Origin of the sequence: Shimia sp. R9_2, from assembly GCF_017743735.1 — a bacterium.
Taxonomy (GTDB): domain Bacteria; phylum Pseudomonadota; class Alphaproteobacteria; order Rhodobacterales; family Rhodobacteraceae; genus Shimia.
The window spans coordinates 35,576-56,162 of the sequence record NZ_JAGHRO010000004.1 but is presented as its reverse complement, the minus strand read 5'-3'; the positions used below and the strand labels follow the sequence as shown (position 1 = coordinate 56,162).

General features: G+C 59.4%; 21 protein-coding genes. 8 read left to right on the top strand and 13 right to left on the bottom strand.

From position 1 onward, the window contains the following. Positions 1–3: 3 nt before the first annotated feature. The 7 genes from J7400_RS11180 to secG all read right to left on the bottom strand — a co-directional run bounded on the left by J7400_RS11180 (position 4) and on the right by secG (position 6,974). Positions 4–621 carry a TetR/AcrR family transcriptional regulator gene (locus J7400_RS11180; RefSeq protein WP_209063167.1) on the bottom strand — a complete coding sequence of 206 codons (618 nt, stop codon included), beginning with the start codon at positions 619–621 and terminating at the stop codon, positions 4–6. Further along, positions 614–1,483: a polyphosphate kinase 2 gene (ppk2, locus tag J7400_RS11175; protein WP_209063165.1), complete on the bottom strand. Its 870-nt coding sequence runs from the start codon at positions 1,481–1,483 to the stop codon at positions 614–616. The genes J7400_RS11180 and ppk2 overlap by 8 nt, the downstream gene beginning before the upstream one ends. Before the next feature lie 40 nt (positions 1,484–1,523). Continuing rightward, positions 1,524–2,483 carry an alpha/beta hydrolase gene (locus tag J7400_RS11170; RefSeq protein ID WP_209063163.1) on the bottom strand — a complete coding sequence of 320 codons (960 nt, stop codon included), beginning with the start codon at positions 2,481–2,483 and terminating at the stop codon, positions 1,524–1,526. A 122-nt stretch (positions 2,484–2,605) separates the two neighbouring features. Continuing rightward, positions 2,606–3,550: a homoserine O-succinyltransferase gene (gene metA, locus J7400_RS11165; protein ID WP_209063161.1), complete on the bottom strand. Its 945-nt coding sequence runs from the start codon at positions 3,548–3,550 to the stop codon at positions 2,606–2,608. A gap of 39 nt (positions 3,551–3,589) precedes the next feature. Continuing rightward, the gene (locus J7400_RS11160; RefSeq protein WP_209063158.1) at positions 3,590–4,459 is read right to left on the bottom strand and encodes an ATPase; all 870 of its coding nucleotides are present in this window, start codon (positions 4,457–4,459) and stop codon (positions 3,590–3,592) included. Positions 4,460–4,726: 267 nt separating this feature from the next. Next, entirely contained in the window at positions 4,727–6,370 is a 1,644-nt protein-coding gene (locus tag J7400_RS11155) for a CTP synthase (RefSeq protein WP_209063156.1), read from the bottom strand. 241 nt (positions 6,371–6,611) lie between these two features. Then, complete coding sequence (secG, locus tag J7400_RS11150) at positions 6,612–6,974, bottom strand: preprotein translocase subunit SecG (RefSeq protein ID WP_209063154.1); 363 nt, start codon at positions 6,972–6,974, stop codon at positions 6,612–6,614. A 209-nt stretch (positions 6,975–7,183) separates the two neighbouring features. On the opposite strand from secG, the gene nthA reads away from it, so the two are divergent. The 7 genes from nthA to J7400_RS11115 all read left to right on the top strand — a co-directional run bounded on the left by nthA (position 7,184) and on the right by J7400_RS11115 (position 11,691). Next, positions 7,184–7,816 (top strand): nitrile hydratase subunit alpha, encoded by a 633-nt coding sequence (gene nthA / locus J7400_RS11145; protein WP_209063152.1) that lies wholly within the window; start codon positions 7,184–7,186, stop codon positions 7,814–7,816. After that, entirely contained in the window at positions 7,813–8,490 is a 678-nt protein-coding gene (gene nthB, locus J7400_RS11140) for a nitrile hydratase subunit beta (protein ID WP_209063151.1), read from the top strand. The genes nthA and nthB overlap by 4 nt, the downstream gene beginning before the upstream one ends. Next, positions 8,487–8,828: a nitrile hydratase accessory protein gene (locus tag J7400_RS11135; RefSeq protein WP_209063149.1), complete on the top strand. Its 342-nt coding sequence runs from the start codon at positions 8,487–8,489 to the stop codon at positions 8,826–8,828. The genes nthB and J7400_RS11135 overlap by 4 nt, the downstream gene beginning before the upstream one ends. Before the next feature lie 124 nt (positions 8,829–8,952). Then, entirely contained in the window at positions 8,953–10,266 is a 1,314-nt protein-coding gene (locus J7400_RS11130; protein ID WP_209063147.1) for an adenylosuccinate synthase, read from the top strand. Between the two features lie 41 nt (positions 10,267–10,307). Beyond that, on the top strand, positions 10,308–10,553 hold the full coding sequence (locus tag J7400_RS11125) for a DUF2842 domain-containing protein (RefSeq protein WP_209063145.1): 246 nt from the start codon (positions 10,308–10,310) through the stop codon (positions 10,551–10,553). Between the two features lie 122 nt (positions 10,554–10,675). Further along, positions 10,676–11,143, top strand: a complete 468-nt coding sequence (locus J7400_RS11120; protein ID WP_209063144.1) for a DUF393 domain-containing protein — start codon at positions 10,676–10,678, stop codon at positions 11,141–11,143. A gap of 38 nt (positions 11,144–11,181) precedes the next feature. Further along, positions 11,182–11,691, top strand: a complete 510-nt coding sequence (locus tag J7400_RS11115) for a DUF4166 domain-containing protein (RefSeq protein WP_209063142.1) — start codon at positions 11,182–11,184, stop codon at positions 11,689–11,691. 64 nt (positions 11,692–11,755) lie between these two features. Here the strand turns inward: J7400_RS11115 and J7400_RS11110 are convergent, their stop codons facing one another. Continuing rightward, entirely contained in the window at positions 11,756–14,290 is a 2,535-nt protein-coding gene (locus J7400_RS11110; protein WP_209063140.1) for a hypothetical protein, read from the bottom strand. Positions 14,291–14,484: 194 nt separating this feature from the next. Between J7400_RS11110 and J7400_RS11105 the strand changes: the two genes are divergently transcribed. Then, complete coding sequence (locus tag J7400_RS11105; RefSeq protein WP_247738762.1) at positions 14,485–15,111, top strand: thiamine diphosphokinase; 627 nt, start codon at positions 14,485–14,487, stop codon at positions 15,109–15,111. Here the strand turns inward: J7400_RS11105 and J7400_RS11100 are convergent. The 5 genes from J7400_RS11100 to J7400_RS11080 all read right to left on the bottom strand — a co-directional run bounded on the left by J7400_RS11100 (position 15,068) and on the right by J7400_RS11080 (position 20,587). After that, the gene (locus J7400_RS11100) at positions 15,068–15,979 is read right to left on the bottom strand and encodes a DMT family transporter (protein ID WP_209063135.1); all 912 of its coding nucleotides are present in this window, start codon (positions 15,977–15,979) and stop codon (positions 15,068–15,070) included. The genes J7400_RS11105 and J7400_RS11100 overlap by 44 nt on opposite strands. Positions 15,980–16,048: 69 nt before the next feature. Beyond that, entirely contained in the window at positions 16,049–16,882 is an 834-nt protein-coding gene (locus tag J7400_RS11095) for a hypothetical protein (RefSeq protein ID WP_209063133.1), read from the bottom strand. 140 nt (positions 16,883–17,022) lie between these two features. Next, positions 17,023–18,969: an acetate--CoA ligase gene (gene acs, locus J7400_RS11090; RefSeq protein WP_209063131.1), complete on the bottom strand. Its 1,947-nt coding sequence runs from the start codon at positions 18,967–18,969 to the stop codon at positions 17,023–17,025. Positions 18,970–19,061: 92 nt separating this feature from the next. Then, positions 19,062–19,817, bottom strand: a complete 756-nt coding sequence (locus J7400_RS11085) for an ABC transporter ATP-binding protein (RefSeq protein WP_209063129.1) — start codon at positions 19,815–19,817, stop codon at positions 19,062–19,064. A 14-nt stretch (positions 19,818–19,831) separates the two neighbouring features. Then, positions 19,832–20,587 (bottom strand): ABC transporter ATP-binding protein, encoded by a 756-nt coding sequence (locus J7400_RS11080; protein WP_209063127.1) that lies wholly within the window; start codon positions 20,585–20,587, stop codon positions 19,832–19,834.

Below are 20,587 nucleotides of genomic sequence, written 5' to 3'. Positions count from 1 at the left end.
GGCTCATAGATCCTTGTCGATCAATCCCAGGCCGCGCAGGTAGACGCCGATGCCGCTTTCCAAAAGGTCTTCCGGCGCGAAGGGGCTCTGGGTGCCGGGGGAGTTGCGTGCGTAGAGTTCGACGACGCCGTGGCTCATGGCCCAGACATGGGCGGAGAACATGCTGGCCGGTGGGCGTTTTTCCGGTGGGATATGTTTGGAGAGCTCTGCGGCGGCGTGTTCCATAACGCCGCGGGCGCGGGTCGCGACTGCGGCGAGCTCTGGCGTGCGGTTGACAGAAATGCCGCTTTCAAACATGGCGATGTAGTGGCCGGGATACTTGCGGGCAAAGGCGAGATAGGCCCGTCCGGTGGCCTCAAAAGAGGCGAGGGCGGATGGCTGTCCCTTATCAAAGGCGAATTGCATGAGGTCGGCAAAGATCTCATAGCCTTGGCGGGCGGCCTCTGCGATCAGGTCTTCGCGGCCTTCAAAATGGCGATAGACCGCCGCTGGTGTGACGCCTGCAGTTTTGGCCGCCTCAGACAGGGTGAAGCCTGTGGGGCCTTTTGCCTCGATGAGACTCAGGGCTGCTTCAACCAGCGCCTGGCGCAGGTTGCCGTGGTGGTATCCGCGTTTAGGCATCCCAGATATCCGGTCCGCCGCACACAGATGTATCAACCTTCCCAATAGCTTGCGTGTCTTTCCTTTCGTAAGGTAAGGCGTGCAGAACCGTGCGGATGGCGCTGAGGCGCGCGCGGCGCTTGTCATCAGAGCGGATCACGGTCCACGGCGTGTGCAGGCCGTGGCAGCGGGTGAGCGTCTCCTCAATGGCGCTGGTATAGGCATCCCAGCGTTTGAGGCCTTCAACATCGATCCAGCTGAGTTTCCATTGCTTGAGCGGGTCTTTTTCGCGCTCCAGAAAGCGGCGGAGCTGCTCTGCGCGGCCGACGTTGAGCCAGAACTTGAAAAGATGCACACCGTCATCCACAAGCGCCTGCTCAAAGGCCGGGGTTTGCTGAAAGAACCGTTCACGATCTGCGTCTTCGGTAAAGCCAAAGACCTTCTCGACCACGCCACGGTTGTACCAGCTGCGGTCAAAGAATGTGATCTCGCCGCCGGAGGGTAGGTGATTGATATAGCGCTGAAAATACCACTGGGATTGCTCCGCTTCAGTGGGTTTGGAGAGCGCGACAACCCGCGCGCCGCGTGGGTTCAGGTTTTCGCGAAAGCGTTTGATGGTGCCGCCTTTGCCCGCAGCATCGCGCCCCTCAAAGACCATAGCGATGCGCGCGCCGCTCTCCTTGACCCAATGCTGCATCTTGACCAGTTCGATTTGCAGCGCTTCCAGCTCTGCCTCGTAGATTTTGCGGCTCAGGCGCTCTTTGTGGGGGTAGCTTTCGCTGAGAATGTCATTCTTGTCCGCCCCTTTGATGGCATCGCGTATGGGCTTGGGGGCCTCGTCTTTGAAATACGCGCTGATGGCACCGTCAAATGGCAAGTCCATGAAACATCTCCGTTTTCCCCAATATGGGGTGCATCGCGCCCTAGTGCAATCCGGCGCGGGTGGCGGCGCGGTCGATGGCGGCGACAATCTCGTCGGGGTTGGTGTGATGGGGCATATGCCCGACACCGTCCAGAGTGACAAGATGCGCGCCTGAAATGTCCTCGACCATGCGGGTGGAGTGCACTGTCAGGCCGACGATGGTGTCGGCGTCGCCATGCACGATCTCTACCGGCAGGCTAAGGTTCTTGTACTGTGGTGCCAGTTCGCGCAGCTCCTCGCGCAGGTCGGTGCGCTGCTGGGCATTGGCGATCAGGGAGTGCGGACGGAGGATCAGGGGCACGGCAATGGCCTCTGCATAGCCCTCTGGTGCGGCCTGTGGGGCAAAGATCTCGGCGATGCTTTTCGCAACGTATTCCTCGCTGGCCCATGCTGAGATGAGGCGGGAGATTGTTGGGCCAATCCAAGGGCTTGCGATGCGTTTATAGAGCGGGTTCAGAGGGCCTTGCCACGGGTAGGTTGCCCCCGCGATGGACACAGCGGCAGCGATGTGGTCGGGGTGATGCACGGCCCAGGCCATGGTGACGGCCCCGCCAAAGCTTTGGCCGACAACAATCGGATTGTCCGCCCCAAGCATCTTTGTGGCAGAAGACAGCAGCTTGGCCTGATCAATGAGCGTGACGCCTTTGCGCGCGAGCGGCGGGGTGTGGCCCATGCCGGGGCGATCAAAAACAAGGACGTGATAGCGGTCCGTGAGGCGGTCCACAAAATCAAAGGTGAAGTCATGGGTGTTTCCGGAGGCACCGTGGATCAGCACCACAGTTGGGTTTTCAGGGTTGCCACGCGCGACGTAATGCACGGGGTGACCACTGACCTCCACAAAGGCGCCTTCGGGTGGGAAATTCTCTCGTGCGGCTCTCAAGCGGGACTGGACCTTCCACCAAGTGGTTGCTGTCACGACCAAAATCGTGATCAAACAAAGTATGACAATCCACCGCAGCATGTTTTTCTCTCCCGTCAAAGAGGCTCAGATCGCTCTGAGCACCTGCCCACAGACTAGCCAAAGTTGTGGGCATGAGGGGATTCACAATTGCGCGGGTGACGCAACGGGAGGCTGCGCTGGGGTTAGCCGCGCAGGTCGGTGATCTCCTGGCCGATGCGGCTCATGTCAAACGGCGTGGTGTGATAAATCTCGGAAATCCAGTTGCCATAAAGCAGATGTGCGTGGCTGCGCCAGCGGTTCTGCGGCGGGTTGGCGGGATTGTCGTCCGGGTAGTAATTCATCGGCACGTTGATGGGTGTGCCCTCGGCTACGTCGCGGTCATACTCTTGTTTCAACGTGTCACTGTCGTATTCGAAGTGGTTGAAAATAAAGAGATCTCGGCTTTCAGGAGCTTCCACCAGACAAGGTCCGACATCGGCGCTGTAGAGCAGGGTGTTCAGCTCTGGCCGAGCGTCGATTTCATCCTGACGGATTTCGGTCCAGCGGCTGACCGGGATCACGCAATCGTCTGAAAAACCACGCAGATAGGGTGAAGCTTCGGCCAAATTCTGATGGCGGAAACAGCCAAAGGCCTTGTGGTCCAGCAGGTGTTTTTTGACGCCGTGGAAATAGTTGATCATCGCCATGCCACCCCAGCAGACGCCGAAGGTGGAGTGCACATGGGTGCGGGTCCAGTCAAAGACCTCGCAGAGCTCTTCCCAGTAGGTCACATCATCAAAGGGCATATGCTCGATGGGCGCGCCGGTGATGATTAGCCCGTCAAACTTCTCTCCGCTGGCTTTAACATCCTGAAAAGGCCGGTAAAACTCTGCCATATGCTCGGCGGCGGTGTTGCGGGTCTTGTGCTCGCTCATGCGGATGAGCGAGAGTTCGATCTGCAACGGCGTGGCACCAATCAGGCGGGCGAACTGGTTTTCGGTCTGAATCTTCTTGGGCATCAGGTTCAGAAGCCCGATGCGCATGGGGCGGATGTCCTGACGGGCCGCTTGATCTTCGGCCATGACCATAACGCCTTCGTGCTTGAGCACGTCAAAGGCGGGTAGGTCGGCGGGGATCTTGATAGGCATGTGGGTCTCTTAAACTCTGAATGTCAGGAAGGGCGATACTTAAGCGGCGCGGGCCTGGTCCTCAAGGGCGCTGGCGATCACATGATTGAAATCATCGGCTGTGGCAACGGTTGCAACGCTTTCAGGCGTGATGGTGATGCCCCATTTGGCCATAGCGGCATAGCGCGGCTGGCGATGCGCGAGCGCGCGGGCATAGGTCCAGCGCACGAAGGCGTCAGGATCAACGCTGCTTTCTATCTGGCCGGTTTCGCCGAGATAGTCGCTCCATGCGGACAGAAGGAATTCCGGCTGATAATACATGGGCTTAGGGTCGCGATCAAAGCGCTTCACCAGAGCCTCGGAATGGGCCTCAGAGCCTTTGAGCCAGACCATCAATGTGGTCTCAGAGAGGGCGGTCATCACAGGGTCTATGGGGTCCTCAGGATCAACCACCTCGCAGATCGAGCCGCCGGTGTCGCAGACAAAATGGTTGTAGCCATAGAGGTCGTGCGCGCGGTTGATAAAGAGTTTGGTATCCATCAATGCGGCAATCTCTGCCGTGCGATGTTGCTCCTGCCGCGCCATGTATTCGGCAAACGGCAGACCGCCCTGGTCCGGGTTGCCCGGTTTGCCAAGGTAGGTGGAGAGCGGCGCGAGGTTGTTGAAGGTGATGTTGGAGCCGATGTAGATCGAATCCGTCATCAGGAGCTCGCGCAGAAAGGGCACTTTCATTGCCTCGCGCTTGGCGTTGTCGGCAATGTGCTCGCCCATGTAGCGGGTGCCGATGCGATAATCGACCGAGTAGTGGAACCAGTCGCCGTTGTCCCGCAGGGCGTTGGAAATATGCGTTTTTCCCAAACCTGACATGCCAAAGAGCAGCACTTTTTTCTGTGCCGCATCAAGCCAGTCTTGCGCCGATTTGTAGATCATGGGCGGGTCCCTTTTGTCTTGCGCCCATGGTGGTACTGCGCGCGGGCAAAGGGGTCAAACGCAATCGCGCAACGGGGGGGCGTTAACCATGAAATCCCGTGTCGGTATTGCGTCGGTATCGCGGCTGTATCGCGGAGGTGCGAAAATCGCGCCCGAAAATTGGTTACGGCACCGCGCGTTGCGTGGATTTGCGCGTCGCACCAAAAGAAAAGGGCATGACCTGCGTCATGCCCTTGGTGTTGGTTTTGTCTGATGTTTGATCAGTGATCAGACCAGCCGCGAGTTGTCTTTGGCGGCGCGCACAAAGTCGCGGAAGAGGGGGTGCGGATCAAACGGCTTGGATTTCAGCTCCGGGTGGAACTGCACGCCGATAAACCATGGGTGGTCTTCCCATTCCACGATTTCCGGCAGGCGGCCATCAGGACTCATGCCGGAGAAGCGTAGGCCACAGGCCTCAAGCTGTTCGCGGTATTTGATGTCGACCTCATAGCGGTGACGGTGACGCTCTTCGATCGCGGTGCTGCCGTAGACCTCGGCCACCTTGGAGCCTTCGATGAGAGCCGCGTCATAGGCGCCAAGGCGCATGGTGCCGCCTTTGTTGTCAGAGGCCTTGCGGGTGACCTTGGCGTTGCCCTGCACCCACTCCTTGAGGTGGTAGACCACCGGCTCAAAACGCTTGCCACCGGCTTCGTGGTCGAACTCTTCGGAGCCCGCAGTGTCGATGCCAGCCTTGTTGCGGGCCGCTTCGATCACAGCCATCTGCATGCCGAGGCAGATGCCGAGGTAGGGGATCTTGTGCTCACGCGCATATTGCGCTGCTTTGATCTTACCTTCGGTGCCGCGCTCGCCAAAGCCGCCGGGCACCAGAATGGCATCATAGCCTTCCAGATGCGGGGCTGCGTCACCCTTGTCAAAGACCTCGGCGTCGACCCAGCTGACCTTCACTTTCACACGGTTGGCCATGCCGCCGTGGGTGAGCGCTTCTTTGATCGACTTATAGGCGTCTTCGAGCTGGGTGTATTTGCCAACGATGGCCACATTCACCTGACCGTCGGTGTTGTGCAGACGGTCGTTGACGTCTTCCCAGACAGAGAGGTCAGGGCGTGGGGCCGGAGCGATGCCAAAGGCATCCAGAACCGCCTGATCCAGACCTTCACGGTGATAGGCCAGCGGCGCTTCATAGATCGACTTCAGATCATAGGCTGGTACAACGGCCTCTTTGCGCACGTTACAGAACAGGGCGATTTTGCCGCGCTCTTTTTCCGGGATTGGCTGCTCGGAGCGGCAGACCAGAATGTCAGGCGCGATACCGATGGATTGCAGCTCTTTCACGGAGTGCTGGGTTGGCTTGGTCTTCAGCTCGCCGGAGGCTGCGAGATAGGGCAGCAGGGTGAGGTGCATGAAGATCGCATCGCCACGGGGTTTGTCATGGGCAAACTGGCGGATGGCTTCAAAGAAGGGCAGACCTTCGATGTCGCCCACAGTGCCGCCGATTTCACAGAGCATGAAGTCGACTTCGTCGTCGCCCACATGCAGGAAGTCTTTGATCTCGTTGGTGACGTGCGGCACGACTTGAATGGTTTTGCCCAGATAGTCGCCACGGCGCTCTTTCTCCAGCACGTTGGAGTAGATGCGGCCGGAGGAGACGGAATCGGTCATGCGGGCAGGCACGCCGGTGAAACGCTCGTAGTGGCCGAGGTCGAGATCGGTTTCCGCGCCATCGTCGGTCACAAAGACCTCGCCGTGTTCAAACGGAGACATGGTGCCCGGATCAACGTTCAGATAGGGATCCAGTTTGCGCAGACGCACTGTGTATCCCCGCGCTTGCAGAAGCGCGCCCAATGCGGCTGATGCCAGGCCTTTGCCCAGCGATGAAACAACCCCACCCGTAATGAAAATGTAGCGAGCCATGCCTCTGGCGTCCCCCGTGATTGTCGATTTAGCAGCGCCCAAGCCGAGGCGATTCACACCGCCAAATGACCCAGCATCACGGGACTTAATTTATATAGGATTCGCAGCAAGAAGGCAACCGGACCGCAAGATGCTGTTGCGGTCGGCTTTCGTGCCTCAAGCTATGGTGGTGCCCGCAGGGGGCAAAAATAGTTGTGGCCCCCAGAGGAGGGCCACGTCAGCCAGCCCTTTGGGCCAGAGATCAGTCGGCGCGCGGCACCAGCGGCGCGTTGTCGCCTTCAGACGGTGGCAGCAGCGAGTCGCCAGCGCCCGGCAGTGTTGGCGCGGTTTGCTCTGCCGCAGGGGCTTCGGTGCCCAGACGGTCAAACACAGAGCTGGATGCGGAATTTTTCGCTGCGATCACGGTCAGGGCGATCGAAGTACAGATGAACGCGCCCGCCAGGATCCAGGTCACACGTGTCAGCGCGGTTGCAGCTGCGCGGCCGGATACGGCACCGCCGCCGCCGCCCATGCCAAGGCCACCGCCCTCGGAACGCTGCATCAGAACGACGCCAATCAGCGCCAGAGCAAGAAGAAGGTGGATGATGAGGACAACGTTTTCCATTGGGACCTGTAAAAGCGAGCGTTCGGTTTTGTTAGCGGGGTATGTAGGCAAGTTTGGCGCGGGGGGCAAGGTGGTTTCGCGCGGCTCTTGCGCGAACACAGTGTTGACGGGGTGTTGCCGGGGCGTTGAGGGCTGTTGAAAGGGCAATAATCGCGTCCTGTCAATGAGGTGACTGGACAGGTTTAAGAGCGCGTGGCAGGCTCCGGCCCATGCCACATGATCACGCAGACCACCCGCATTCACATTTGCCTTCTGACCCTGCTTTGCGGGTGAAGGCGCTGGAAACATTGTTGACCGACAAAGGCTTGGTGGATCCGGCCGCTTTGGATGAGATCATTGATCTCTATCAGAACAAGATTGGTCCGCAGAACGGCGCCAAGGTTGTGGCGAAGATGTGGGCGGACCCTGACTTTCATGCGCAGATGATGGCCGATCCGATGCCAGTGCTGCGCGAGATGGGGCTGTATGGGCGGCAAGGCGAGCATATGGTGTTTGTCGAAAACACCGATGAGACCCACAATATGGTCGTTTGCACGCTGTGTAGCTGTTACCCGTGGCCGCTTTTGGGCATTCCGCCGGGGTGGTACAAATCAGATGCCTACCGCGCGCGTTCTGTGCGGCAGCCGCGCAAAGTGCTGGAAGAATTTGGCGTGACTTTGCCAGAGGGTCAGAAAGTGCGTGTCTGGGACAGTACGGCAGAGGTGCGCTATCTGGTGGTGCCGCAGCGGCCCGCAGGTACCGAGGGCATGAGCGAGGCGGCGCTGGCGGAGCTGATCACACGCGACAGCATGATTGGGACGGCGTTGGCGAAGGAGCCAGGCTTGCAGGAGGGGGGCGCATGAGCCGGATACATGACATGGGCGGGCGTCTTGGCACTGGGGCGGTGGACCCGACGGATGGCTATGAGTTTGCAGAGGCCAAAGATTGGCACAAACGGGCGCTGGCTCTGAACGTGGCTTGCGGCTTTCTGGGGCAGTGGAATATTGATGCCTCCCGCCATGCACGCGAGCTGCTGAGCCCTGAGGATTACACGCGGTTTTCTTATTATGAGAAATGGATGGGCGGCCTTGCGGACCTTATGGTGGCGCGCGGGGTTTTGACGGAAACGGAGCTTGCCAGCGGGCAGGCGGAAGGTGTCTCTCCCGTGGCGGAGCGGGCAGCGAAGCCCGGTGCGGTCACCGGCGCGCTGATGAATGGCAGCCCCTACACTCGGGAGGCCGCAGCACCGCAGTTTGCGGTGGGCGCAAAAGTGCAGACACGGCGGCCTGCGCGCAATGTGATGGTGCAGGGCGGGCACACACGTCTGCCAGCCTACGCCAGCGGGGCCAAAGGCGAAGTGGTTTTGCAGCATGGCGCACATGTGTTTCCTGACAGCAATGCGCATTTTCAGGGCGAGGCGGCTGAGCCGCTCTATGCGGTGCGGTTTTCGGCGCGGGAACTCTGGGGCGCGGAGGCTGATCCGCGTGATGAGGTCGTGCTGGACCTGTGGGAGAGCTATCTGGAGCCCGCAGAATGACATGGTGCGGTGGCAAGCCGGAACCTGCGTTTGATGCACCCTGGCATGCGCAGCTTTTCGCGCTGACGGTCGCGCTGAATGAGGCGGGGCACTTTGGCTGGCCGGATTGGGCGGAGCGCTTTGGCGCCACGTTAAAGGCGCATGGATTGGCCAAGGAGCTTGATGGCGGGGAAGATTACTTCAACGCCTGGCTCGAAACGCTGGAAGGGTTCTTGCAGGATCTGGGATTGGCGGAGGCTGCGGTTTTGCGTGATCTGAAAGAGGGCTGGACCCGGGCCTATCTGAACACGCCACATGGGGCGCCAGTCCACTTGGCGGCGGGAGAAGCCGCGGGCTGAGCCCATTTGCGCGTTCTGTCAGAGAAATTGCGGCACTTACGCGCTTTGGCGCAGTTTGCGGTTTCGCACCTGCATCAACATCGCTAAAAGGGCGCGGGTTTGAACTCTCTGCAAAGGACCGGATATGGCCAATGTTGTTGTTGTAGGCGCTCAGTGGGGCGACGAGGGAAAAGGCAAGATCGTCGACTGGCTCAGCGAGCGTGCCGATGTGATCGCACGTTTCCAAGGTGGACATAACGCTGGCCATACGTTGGTGATCGACGGGAAAGTCTACAAGCTGCACGCGCTGCCGTCCGGCGTTGTGCGCGGTGGCAAGCTGTCGGTGATCGGCAATGGTGTGGTGCTGGACCCGTGGCACCTGATCAAAGAGATTGCGACTGTGCGTGAGCAGGGCGTCGAGATTTCCCCTGAGACCCTGATGATTGCGGAAAACACCCCGCTGATCATGCCATTCCACGGTGAGCTGGACCGGGCACGCGAAGAGGCGGCCTCCAAAGGCACCAAGATTGGCACCACCGGTCGCGGCATTGGCCCGGCCTATGAAGACAAAGTGGGTCGCCGTGCGATCCGTGTGGCAGACCTTGCGGATGAGGCCACGCTGGAAGCCCGTGTGGACCGTGCGCTGCAGCACCATGATCCGCTGCGCAAAGGTCTTGGTGTGGAGCCGATTGACCGTGACGCGCTGATTGCACAGCTCAAAGAGATTGCAGCAGAGATCCTGCCTTATGCGGCGCCTGTCTGGAAAGTGCTGAACGAGAAGCGCAAGGCGGGCAAGCGGATCCTGTTTGAAGGGGCGCAGGGCGCGCTTCTGGACATTGATTTTGGCACATATCCCTTTGTGACCTCCTCCAATGTGATTGCAGGCCAAGCGGCCACCGGCGTGGGCATTGGCCCGGGCTCCATCGACTATGTGCTGGGCATTGTGAAAGCCTACACCACCCGCGTGGGCGAAGGCCCGTTCCCAACCGAGCTTCTGAAAGAAGACGGCACACCGGATGCGGATGGCGAGCGCCTTGGCACCCGTGGCCATGAGTTTGGCACCACCACCGGCCGTCAGCGCCGCTGTGGCTGGTTTGACGCCGCGCTGGTGCGTCAGACCTGTGCAACTTCCGGCATCAAAGGTATCTGTCTGACCAAGCTCGATGTTCTGGACGGCTTTGAGACGCTGAAAATCTGCGTAGGCTACGAGCTGAATGGCGAGACGCTGGATTACCTGCCCACAGCAGCAGATCAGCAGGCGCGCTGCAAGCCGATCTATGAAGAGATTGCAGGCTGGAGCGAAAGCACCGAAGGCGCGCGCAGCTGGAATGACCTGCCGGCCAATGCGATCAAATACGTCAAGCGCGTCGAGGAGCTGATCGAATGCCCTGTGGCATTGCTCTCCACCAGCCCGGAGCGCGAAGACACCATTCTGGTGACCGATCCGTTTGCGGATTGATCGCGTAGTTGATTTGAGGATCGCGGAAGGGAGAGAGTGAGATGGCACTGAGCTACAAGGCACGGCGGCGCGTTGCGCTTTTGGTTCTCGTGGTGGGGCTGCCGATCTACATCATCCTGGCGTCCGTTCTGGCCACGACGCTTTCGCCAAACTCCTTCATCGGGACGTTGGCGCTCTATGTCGGGCTGGGAATTGTGTGGATCCTTCCGTTCAAATCGGTTTTCAAGGGCATCGGCCAAGAAGACCCCAATGCCGCGCCGCATCGGTTTGACGATGATCCGCAATAAGCGCGACCTAAATTGATTGAGAGAGCGGCGACACCTTTGTGTCGCCGTTTTCGTTTTTGCTGCGGGGTTGCGGGGCAGGTCAGGGTTTGCGAGGCTGTCGGCAGACAGGAGAGGCAAGAGCCATGGCGCAGCTTCCAGAACGCACCGCGTTTTCATACCGCGACGATCCCGCGATCCCGGGTTTTGACGACAGCGGACCCATTGCCGTGATGGACGGGGACTGTGCGCTGTGCAGCTTTGGGGCGCGGATGATCGCGCGGTTTGATCGCGCCGAGCGGTTTCGAATTTGCCCCGGACAGACCGCGCTGGGCACCGCGCTTTTGGCACATTATGGCTTGCGGCCGGATGATCCGGAAAGCTGGCTTCTGATTGTCGATGGGCGCGCTTACAGCTCGCTTAACGCCATCATCCGGGTCGGGGCCGAGGTGGGTGGCGTGGGCCATCTGATGTGGCCGCTGAGGCTTCTGCCGCGTGCGGTTCAGGATTGGATTTACCGCCGCATTGCGCGCAACCGCTATGCGCTGTTTGGGCGCGGCGATATGTGCGCGATGCCTGATGCGCGGCTTAAGGCGAGGTTGTTGCTGGAGTGAATTCACCGCATTTTGAACGGGCCTTTAGGGAGGTTTGGTTGGAATTGCCTCGGGAAATCAGAGATTTGCACGAAGTTTCTGATGTCCGGAGGTTCGCAGGGATTGCGCGCGTCGAACGTGGGAGGCAATTCATTCCACGCCTGATTGCTTCTCTATTTGGATTTCCACCAGCGGCGGATGCATGTCCGGTTCAGGTGACCAAAACACGTGAAGCGAACGGAGAGCTCTGGGAGCGACAGTTCGATTTGAAGCGATTTCGGTCGCGGTGCGCAGCTGCGCCAGAGGCAGGGCGTTTTCGCGAACGATTTGGCGCGTTTCTATTTGAGGTTGATCTCGACGTCAGAAACGGCGTGGTTTCAATGCCGCTCAGGCGCGGCTGGTTTCTAGGTATTCCGTTGCCGCGTTGGACATTACCAGAAAGCGAAACACGTGAGTTTGTTGCAAACAAACGCTTCAACTTTGATGTGGCACTTCGAGCGCCTTTGAGTGGTGCATTGATTGTGCGGTATCAGGGGTATCTGGTGCCTGATGACCAAGTTTTAGAGTGAAAGCTCCACACAAGCAAAAACCCCGACCAACGGCCGGGGTTTTCTGGTCTGAATGCAGTAAAAATCAGCCCGCTTCGCGGTCGCGGGGCTGGAAATTGATCGCCTGGTTGGCGGTGAAACGGCCACCGGCGAGTTTGTCGATCTTTTGCTGGCGCAGGAGTTGGCCGAAGCTGCGCAGACCCTCTTCGCGGGAGAACTGCGGGATGTTCACTTCGCGGGCCATACGCATCAGCATGGGGCGGGTGAAGCGGTCCAGACCTTCCACATAGGTCAGATAGGCCGCTGCGGCCTCAACGCTTTCGGGCAGCTGGGTGGCGCCAACAGATTTGGCGTAGTCCAAAAATCCGCTCATCGCAGAGCTGCCCGAGCTGACCGGAGCCGCCGCGCGAGCCGCTTCTTCGCGGTCGACCTGATCAGCGGAAATGCGACGCGGGCGAACAGGGATGCGGCGCGGCGCTTTCTTAGGGGCAGTGCTCTCTGGTTGAGCGGATTTTTCTTCGGCCTCGGCGGGCGTGTCGACACGCTGGGCAGCCACCAGTTTGAGCGGGGCAGCTGCGGATTTGGCGCCACCTGTGGCGGCGCGCACAACGCTGGCGAGATCGCTGCGGTAGGCGGTTGTGCCGTCTTTGCTCTTGTTTGCAACTGCGTGTTTTTCGGCGCGGGTGGCGGCGACGGCGGCGCGCAGATGCGCGATTGCGCTGCGGCGGCCTTTGCCGGCTGGCTCCTGCATTTCGCTGTCCGCTTTGGCCATCAGGCGGCTGAGATCCGGCTCTGGCTGCTGCGGACGCTCTGGTGCGGGGGCGGCGGCTTCTTCTTCGGCCTCTGCGGCGGTGTCCTCAGAGAGGTCTTCGGCAAAGAGGTTTTCTTCTTTTTCCGGAGCTGCGTCGGCTTTGGCGTCTGCCTCTTTGAGTTCGGCTTGCACTTTGGCGAGCTCAGAAAGCAGATCCGCTTCGTCTTCGGGTGTCAGACTGGAGGTCGGGGCCGCCTCGGCGGTTTCCTCTTCGTCCCCATCCACAGGTTCCGCTTCCAGCAGACCGGCGGCCACCGCTTCTTCGAAGTCGGCCTTTTTCATGCGCACGACGCGGGCGCGCAGCGGCTGGGCTTCTGCTTCGGCATCAGCGGCGTGTTCGGCCTCTTCTGTGTCCTCAGCTGCGATTTCGTCCTCTGCTTCCGGTGCGTCGTCTTCGATCTGCGGGTCCGCTTCGGCAACCGCTTCGGTGACGGCGGCGAAGTCATCTTCTGACAGCATATCCTCAGAGGCTGGGACGTCTGCCACTTCCTCAGCCGCAGTCTGCTCTACAGGTGCGACGTCCTGATACAGCGCGGCGTCTTCTTCTTCAAAGATGTTGCTGTCTGCAGCGGTCTCGCCGGCTTCGTCGGCGTCCGCTTCCATCGGGATGGCGTCAGCTTTGGCGCTGTCGGCGCGGGAGACAACGGCGCGGATGCGCTCGAGCTTGGCCGCGATGGAGTTTTCCTCATAGGCGGCGCTGTCAGCCTCGTCTTCGTCCCAGTCAGACAGGTCGGCAACTTCAGGTTCGTCGTCGGCGTCCGCCTCTTCGCGCACCTCTGCGTCGGCAACGGCTTCAGGAGCCTCATCTGCCTCAGTGGCGAAAGGATCAACGGTGTCTTCCACCGCGTTCTCCAAAATCAGCGGGGCGTCTGCCGCTTCAGAAATGTCGAGAGCGTCAACTTCCTCAGCCACTTCTTCCGTCAGCGCTTCGCCCAGATCTTCGGCAGTGTCTTCGGCGGCGGTTTCAACGGTGTCTTCTTCTGCAAGCTCCGCGGCCTCTTCAACCACGTCTTCTGCGACAGACAGCTCTTCCGCCGCCTCTTCAACAGCCTCTTCCGCCAGATCGTCCTCTGCCACATCGGCATTCACAGCAGCGGCGATGGCGCCGAGGTTGATCGGGGTCTCTTCGGCGGCGTCTTCAGGCGTGTCTTCGATGAAGGCGTTTGCATCGTCGGTCGCAGGGGTGTCGAGCGTGTCGTCTGCGATGGCAGCAAGCACGCTGTCTGTCACGCTTGGGGCGGCCTCTGCCTCGATCACGTCCTTTTGGGGCGTGTCTTCAGCGACAGGTGCAGCAACAGGGGTGGCTTCGGCCTCTGCCACAACAGCGATCTCTTCGGCGGCCACGATGTCTTCGGGTTCAGGCTCAACAACATCAGGCTCAACCGGTGCGGGAGCTGGAGCGTCGGCAACAGGGGCAGGCGCTGGAGCTTCGACGGGCGCTTGCACCGGAGCCGCAGCGGCGGGGGCTGCGGGTGCAGGGGCTGCTACCGGAGCTTCGGCAACAGGTGCTGGAGCCGGTGCTTGAACAGGTGCAGGGGCTTCGGCGGCTTGCGGTGCATTGGTGCTCAGAACGATGGTGCCCTGATCCATACGTGCGCTCACGCGGCGGGCAATTTCTTTCTCCGCAATACGGGCAAGCATTTCAGCGTCCGGGGTGGGAGGCTCGGCACCAAAGTACCGATCATCCGCGGCCAGATCGCGGAAGTACTCAGCGATGGCTTTCATTGTGTCAAACGACTCCTCAAACCCTTCAAGGGTGCAGGAGAACGTCCCGTATGAAACCGTGAGTACTTTATTATTCGTAACCATCTTTGCGGGTCCTTTGCACTACTCAGCAACCAAACTATCACTCAAGGAACGTCGAAACGTGAACGAATCTGTGAAACTTAGAGTATGATTTTGGGGCGAAAATGTGTCCAACTACGCGGGGATAGGGGGGCGACCACAATATGTGCCAAATTCTTCAAAAATTTGCACCAATAACCTTGGCGGGCGCGGGCTCTTTGGATCCGTCCGACCTGTCTGTGGCCCTGGAATTGGGCCCAACCCTTGTGGCGGCGGATGGCGGGGCGGCCCATTGCCTGAGCGCCGGGCACATGCCGGAGGTGGTGATCGGGGATCTGGATTCGCTTCCAAAGAACATGCGAGAATCGATACCGCCAGAACAGTTAATTTTTGTTTCAGAACAAGATAGCACGGATTTTGACAAAGCTTTGCGGCATATTTCTGCACCACTGGTGCTGGCGGTGGGCTTTACCGGCGCGCGGGTGGATCATGAGCTGGCCTGCTATAATGCTCTAGTGCGGAATGCGGATCGGCGTTGTGTCATAATCGGGGAAAGCGATGTGGTCTGTCTGCTGCCGCCAAAGCTGTCGCTGCCTGTGGCTGCAGGTACGCGGGTGTCACTGTTTCCCATGCGCGCGGTGCAGGGGCGCTCTGAGGGGCTGAAGTGGCCGATCGACGGGATCGGCTTTGCGCCGGATGGCATGGTGGGCACCTCCAATGAGGCCACCGGAGCTGTGCAGCTGGAGGTTGAGGCGCCGGGGATGCTGTTGATCCTGTCCAAGGCGCATCTGGGGCTGTTGGTCAGCCAGCTTCTGGCGACGCCCGCAGACTGGCCCGCTCCCTGAAGATCACATAAAGCCCGGCGCCCATGGTCACACAGATGCCCAGCGAGGCGAGCGCATTGGGCCAGTCGCCAAAGATCAGCCAGCCCACCAGCGCGGCAAAGGGGATCTCCACATATTGGATGGAGGCGAGCGTGGTGGAGGGCGCATAGCGCAGGGACCACGACATGAAGAGATGGCCCACAGTGCCGAGCAGCCCGATGAGCAGCAAAAGCCCCCATGTGTTGCCGGTGGGCCGGATGAAAGACAGCTCCGCCAGGCCAAGCTGATGGCCGATCAGCAGGGCCGGGAGCAGGAGCGCTGTGGCAATCACCCCATTGGTGGCCTGCAGGGCGATGGGGTCAACCTCTTTGGCGATCTGGCGGGTGACCAGCATAAAGAGCGCAAAGATCACAGCCACGGCTAGCGGCAGCAGCGCTGGCGCGCCGACCTCCACAAAGCTCGGTTGGATCACCATCAGCGTGCCGGAAAACCCGACGATGCAGGCCATCAGACGGCGCAGGCCAACCTCTTCGCCCAGAATGTATTTTCCCAGCATCAGCATGATGAACGGCATGACAAAGGCGATGGCCACTGCGTCGGCCAGCGGCAGATAGCGCAGGGCTGTGAACATGCAGCCGATGCCCGCCATATGCAAAAGCGTGCGCCAGATCACGAGGCCCATGAGCTGTGGTCGCAGGCGCCACGGACGGCGGGTCGCGATGACAATCGGGATCAGGACTGCCGCCTGAATGGAGAAGCGCACAAGAATGAGCATGCCCAGCGGCAGGACGTTTGACAGCAGCTTTGCCGTGGCATCGCCCAGCGGGGCAAGCACACAGAAGCCAAGCATCAACAGGATGCCGAGAAGCGGGCGATCAGCATGAGACATTGGCGCAGGTTATGGAGGAGTGAACGGTTGTTCAACTGGTTTGGTTGGGGGGTGCTTTGGGGCGCGATTTTAGGGTAATTCCGGCAAATTGACTGTTTCACGCTCTTTCTTTAGCAAAAACACCCCGTTTCCTTCGGTATCCGGTGGATCGAGAAAATCCAGTAGTTCTACGAGAGTATTTAGCACAATGCACAGGCGTCGTCGGTGAAAGCTACCTGGGCGCTTGGAAACCGCGCCTGTTACCAGGTCAACAAGTGCACGGAAATCTTCCGTATTTCTGAGTTTCGTTTCATATAATTGTAAAAACGTTGGATAAGACATCCACTCAATACTATCGTTTTTGTGCTCCCATAGAGATTGCCCGACATAGGCTTGCTGCATTTGAAAAATAGGACGATCCTCAGTGACCTGGTCATCCTTGGTAGTCGCTTCTTGTTGCAATCTCGTATTTGCAAATGCACGTTCCACCTTTTTCAGACAAAGGCGAAGCTTACGGGTGATATCATCTTGTTTGTATGTGAGAAACCTCAACTCATGCTTCAACATCTCTACGAAAGCGAAATACCGTGCGCTTAGAAAAAGTGTGGATTGAAGGTAGTGCTGTTTTGACATGGGCCAACTTTTGTAGGCTGGCTTCAATTGGTCTTGATTCACTAGAACAGGAGCGTTGGATGTCGCTTGTTCTTGCGTGAGTTGCCAAAGTCGATCTTGAAGATCAGAAGCGGCAAGAAGTAGTAGACTTTGATAATGAGTGATTTGAGTATTTCGCAATATGTCGTCCGCTTGAATGCGTTTGGCTTCGAGTACCTTGAGTTCATTCCGAAGCCCGAAATAAGCTGTCAGCCAGCCAGCTATTGCTCCTGTCGCAATACCTGTGATCGCAGTGGGGAAATCTATCGGCAATCAACTTACTCACTCAAACAAACCAACTATCCGATGACCATAAATCTAATTCAAAAAAATGTAAAAAAACGGGCTGACGCGAGGGCCAGCCCGACAGGGAGTGATCCGGGCGCTGGAGTGTGCGCCCGGCTCGGGAAGGTCTATCGGTTCATGCGGTTTTCGATCAGGTCATCAACCACGGCGGGGTCTGCGAGGGTGGAGGTGTCCCCCAGCGCGCCGTAGTCGTTTTCTGCGATCTTGCGCAGGATGCGGCGCATGATTTTGCCGGAGCGGGTCTTGGGCAGGCCGGGCGCCCATTGAATCAGATCGGGGCTAGCAATCGGGCCGATTTCCGTGCGCACCCAGTTGCGCAGTTCGGTGCGCAGCTCATCTGAGGGCTCGCGGTCGTTCATCAGGGTCACGTAGCAGTAGATGCCTTGCCCCTTGATGTCGTGCGGGTAGCCCACCACGGCGGCCTCGGCCACGGCGGCGTGCGCCACCAGCGCGCTTTCGACCTCGGCTGTGCCCATGCGGTGGCCGGAGACATTGATCACATCATCCACACGGCCGGTGATCCAGTAGTCGCCATCCGCGTCGCGGCGGCAGCCGTCACCGGCGAAGTAATAACCTTTGTAATCGGAGAAATAGGTCTTCTCAAAGCGCTCGTGATCGCCCCAGACGGTGCGCATCTGTGAGGGCCAGCTGTCGGCAATCGCCAGCACGCCTTCCACATCATTGCCGCTGATCTCTTCACCGGACTGCGGATCAAGCACCACAGGGGCGACACCAAAGAACGGCTTCATGGCAGCACCCGGTTTGGTGGCGTGCGCGCCGGGCAGGGGGGTCATCATATGGCCGCCGGTTTCGGTCTGCCACCAGGTGTCCACGATCGGGCAGTTTCCTTTGCCAACCACGTCATTGTACCAGGTCCAGGCCTCCGGGTTGATCGGCTCGCCCACGGTGCCAAGGATGCGCAGGGAGGAGAGATCACATTTCTCCACAAACTCATTGCCTTGGCCCATCAGCGCCCGCAGGGCGGTTGGGGCGGTGTAGAACTGGTTCACACGGTGCTTTTCGCAGACCTGCCAGAAGCGCGACGCATCCGGATAGGTGGGCACGCCTTCAAACATCACTGTGGTCGCGCCGTTTGCAAGGGGCCCATAAACGATATAGCTGTGGCCCGTGACCCAGCCCACATCGGCGGTGCACCAGAAGATGTCGCCGTCTTTGTAGTCAAAGGTGTACTCATGGGTCATGGAGGCATAGACCAGATAGCCGCCGGTGGTGTGCACGACGCCCTTGGGCTGGCCGGTGGAGCCTGAGGTGTAGAGAATGAAGAGCGGATCTTCGGCGCTCATCTCTGCGGGTTTGCAGTAGTCATTCGCCTCCATCGCCATCTCGTTGTAGTCATAGTCACGCCCGTCGACCCAGGTGGTCTGATCGCCAGTGCGTTTTACAACGAGACATTTCACGGTGTCTTTGGTGTGCAGGAGGGCCGCGTCGGTGTTGGACTTGAGCGCGGTTTTGCGGCCGCCGCGGGGGGCGTGATCGGCGGTGATCACCACCTTGGCGTCACAGCCGTTGATCCGCGCGGCAAGCGCGTCAGGGGAAAAGCCTGCAAAGACAATCGAATGGATCGCGCCGATGCGGGCACAGGCCAGCATGGCATATGCGGCTTCCGGGATCATCGGCAGATAGATCACCACGCGGTCGCCTTTGCGCACGCCCATGGTCTCCAGCACATTGGCCATGCGGCAGACGCGGCGGTGCAGGTCGGCATAGGTGATTGACTGCGCCTGCTCGTTGGGATCATCCGGCTCCCAGATGATGGCGGCCTGATTGCCGCGGGTTTCCAGATGGCGGTCGATACAGTTGGCGGCCACGTTGAGCGTGCCATCCTCATACCATTTGATGTCGATATTGCCCGGCGCAAAGGAGGTGTTCTTCACCTTGGTGTAGGGCTTGATCCACTCCACACGCTGGCCGTGCTCGTTCCAGAACCCTTCAGGATCCGCCAGAGAGGCCGCGTACATCGCGTCGTATTTTGCTGCGGTGATGATGGCGTTCTCGGCCATTTCCGCAGACGGAGCATAGGTTTTGTCAGACATGGTTCCCCCCGAAAAGTCAAATTTGAGGCGAGGTTAGGGGGATGCGCCGTGAGGTCAAGTACGGCTTTCGGACACCCCCCTAAGAAGTTGGATCAGATCGCGAGGTATTCGGCGCGCAGCTCTTCATCTGCGAGGACTTCGGCGGCGGCGCCGTCAAACACCACGGAGCCGGTATCGAGGATTACGGCGCGGTCGGCGAGCTCCAGAGCGCGCACGGCGTTCTGTTCCACGATGATGGTGGTGATGCCCTGTTCTTTGATGATGCGGAGCGTTTTCTCGATTTCATCCACGATCACCGGCGCGAGGCCTTCATAAGGTTCATCGAGCAGAAGCACCTTGAGGTCGCGGGACAGGGCGCGGGCGATGGCGAGCATCTGCTGTTCGCCACCGGACAGGGTGACGCCTTCCTGCTTGCGGCGCTCGCCCAGACGGGGGAAGAGCTCATAAAGACGCTCAATTGACCAGCCGATGGGTGGAGCGATCTGTGCCAGTTGGATGTTCTCTTCCACGGTCAGGCCTGGAATGATGGAACGATCTTCTGGCACAAGACCGATGCCTGCGGCGGCGGCCTCGTAAGATTTCATCAGGTGCAGCGGCTGGTGGTCCAGCCAGATTTCGCCGTGCGTCACCTGCGGATCATTCATGCGGGCAATGGAGCGCAGGGTCGAGGTTTTGCCCGCGCCGTTGCGACCCAGAAGGGCGAGGATTTCGCCTTCGTGCACATTGAAGCTGATGTTTTGGACGATGTAGCTCTCGCCGTAGTAGCTCTCCATGTTCCAGACGGAGAGATAGGCGGGGGCGGTTTCGGCCAGATTGTGGCCCTTTGAGAAATCGGGTTTGACGTTCATTTTTTCTGTCCCCCTTAAGCGGTTTCACCAAGATACGCTTCGCGCACCTTCGGATGGCCTTTGATGTTTTCCGGATCGTCCTCCACCAGCGGTGTGCCCTGGGCCAGAACGGTGATGCGCTGTGCCAGCGAGAACACCACATGCATGTCGTGTTCAATGATGGCGATGGTGATGTCGCGCTCGTCCGAAATCTGTTTCAGAAGGTCGATGGTGTTGTTGGTGTCGGCCCGTGCCATACCGGCGGTGGGTTCATCCAGCAGCAGGAGGCGCGGCTCTTGTGCCAGACACATGCCGATCTCAAGGCGGCGTTTGTCCCCGCGTGACATGGAGGCTGCGTGCATGTGACGCTTGTCGGCCATGTTCATGTCCTCAAGCATGCTTTCGGCGCGTTCAACCACGTCTTTCTCGCTGAACATATTGGCGATGGCCTGCAGCGAGAACGCCCCGTCGCGTTTGGCAAAACAGGGGATCATCATGTTTTCCATCACCGTGAGCTCCCCAAAGATCTCGGGGGTCTGGAACACACGGGAAATGCCCATCTGGTTGATCTCGTGCGGGGTGCGGCCCAGCACGGACTGGCCGTCAAACATGACAGAGCCTGTGTCCGGGATGAGTTTGCCCACAAGGCAGTTCAAGAGGGTGGATTTCCCGGCCCCGTTGGGGCCGATGATGGCGTGCACGCTGTTTTCTTTGACCGAGAGGTTCACGTCTGAGAGTGCCTGAAGGCCACCGAACCGCTTTCCTACGTCTTTGACTTCGAGAATTCCCAT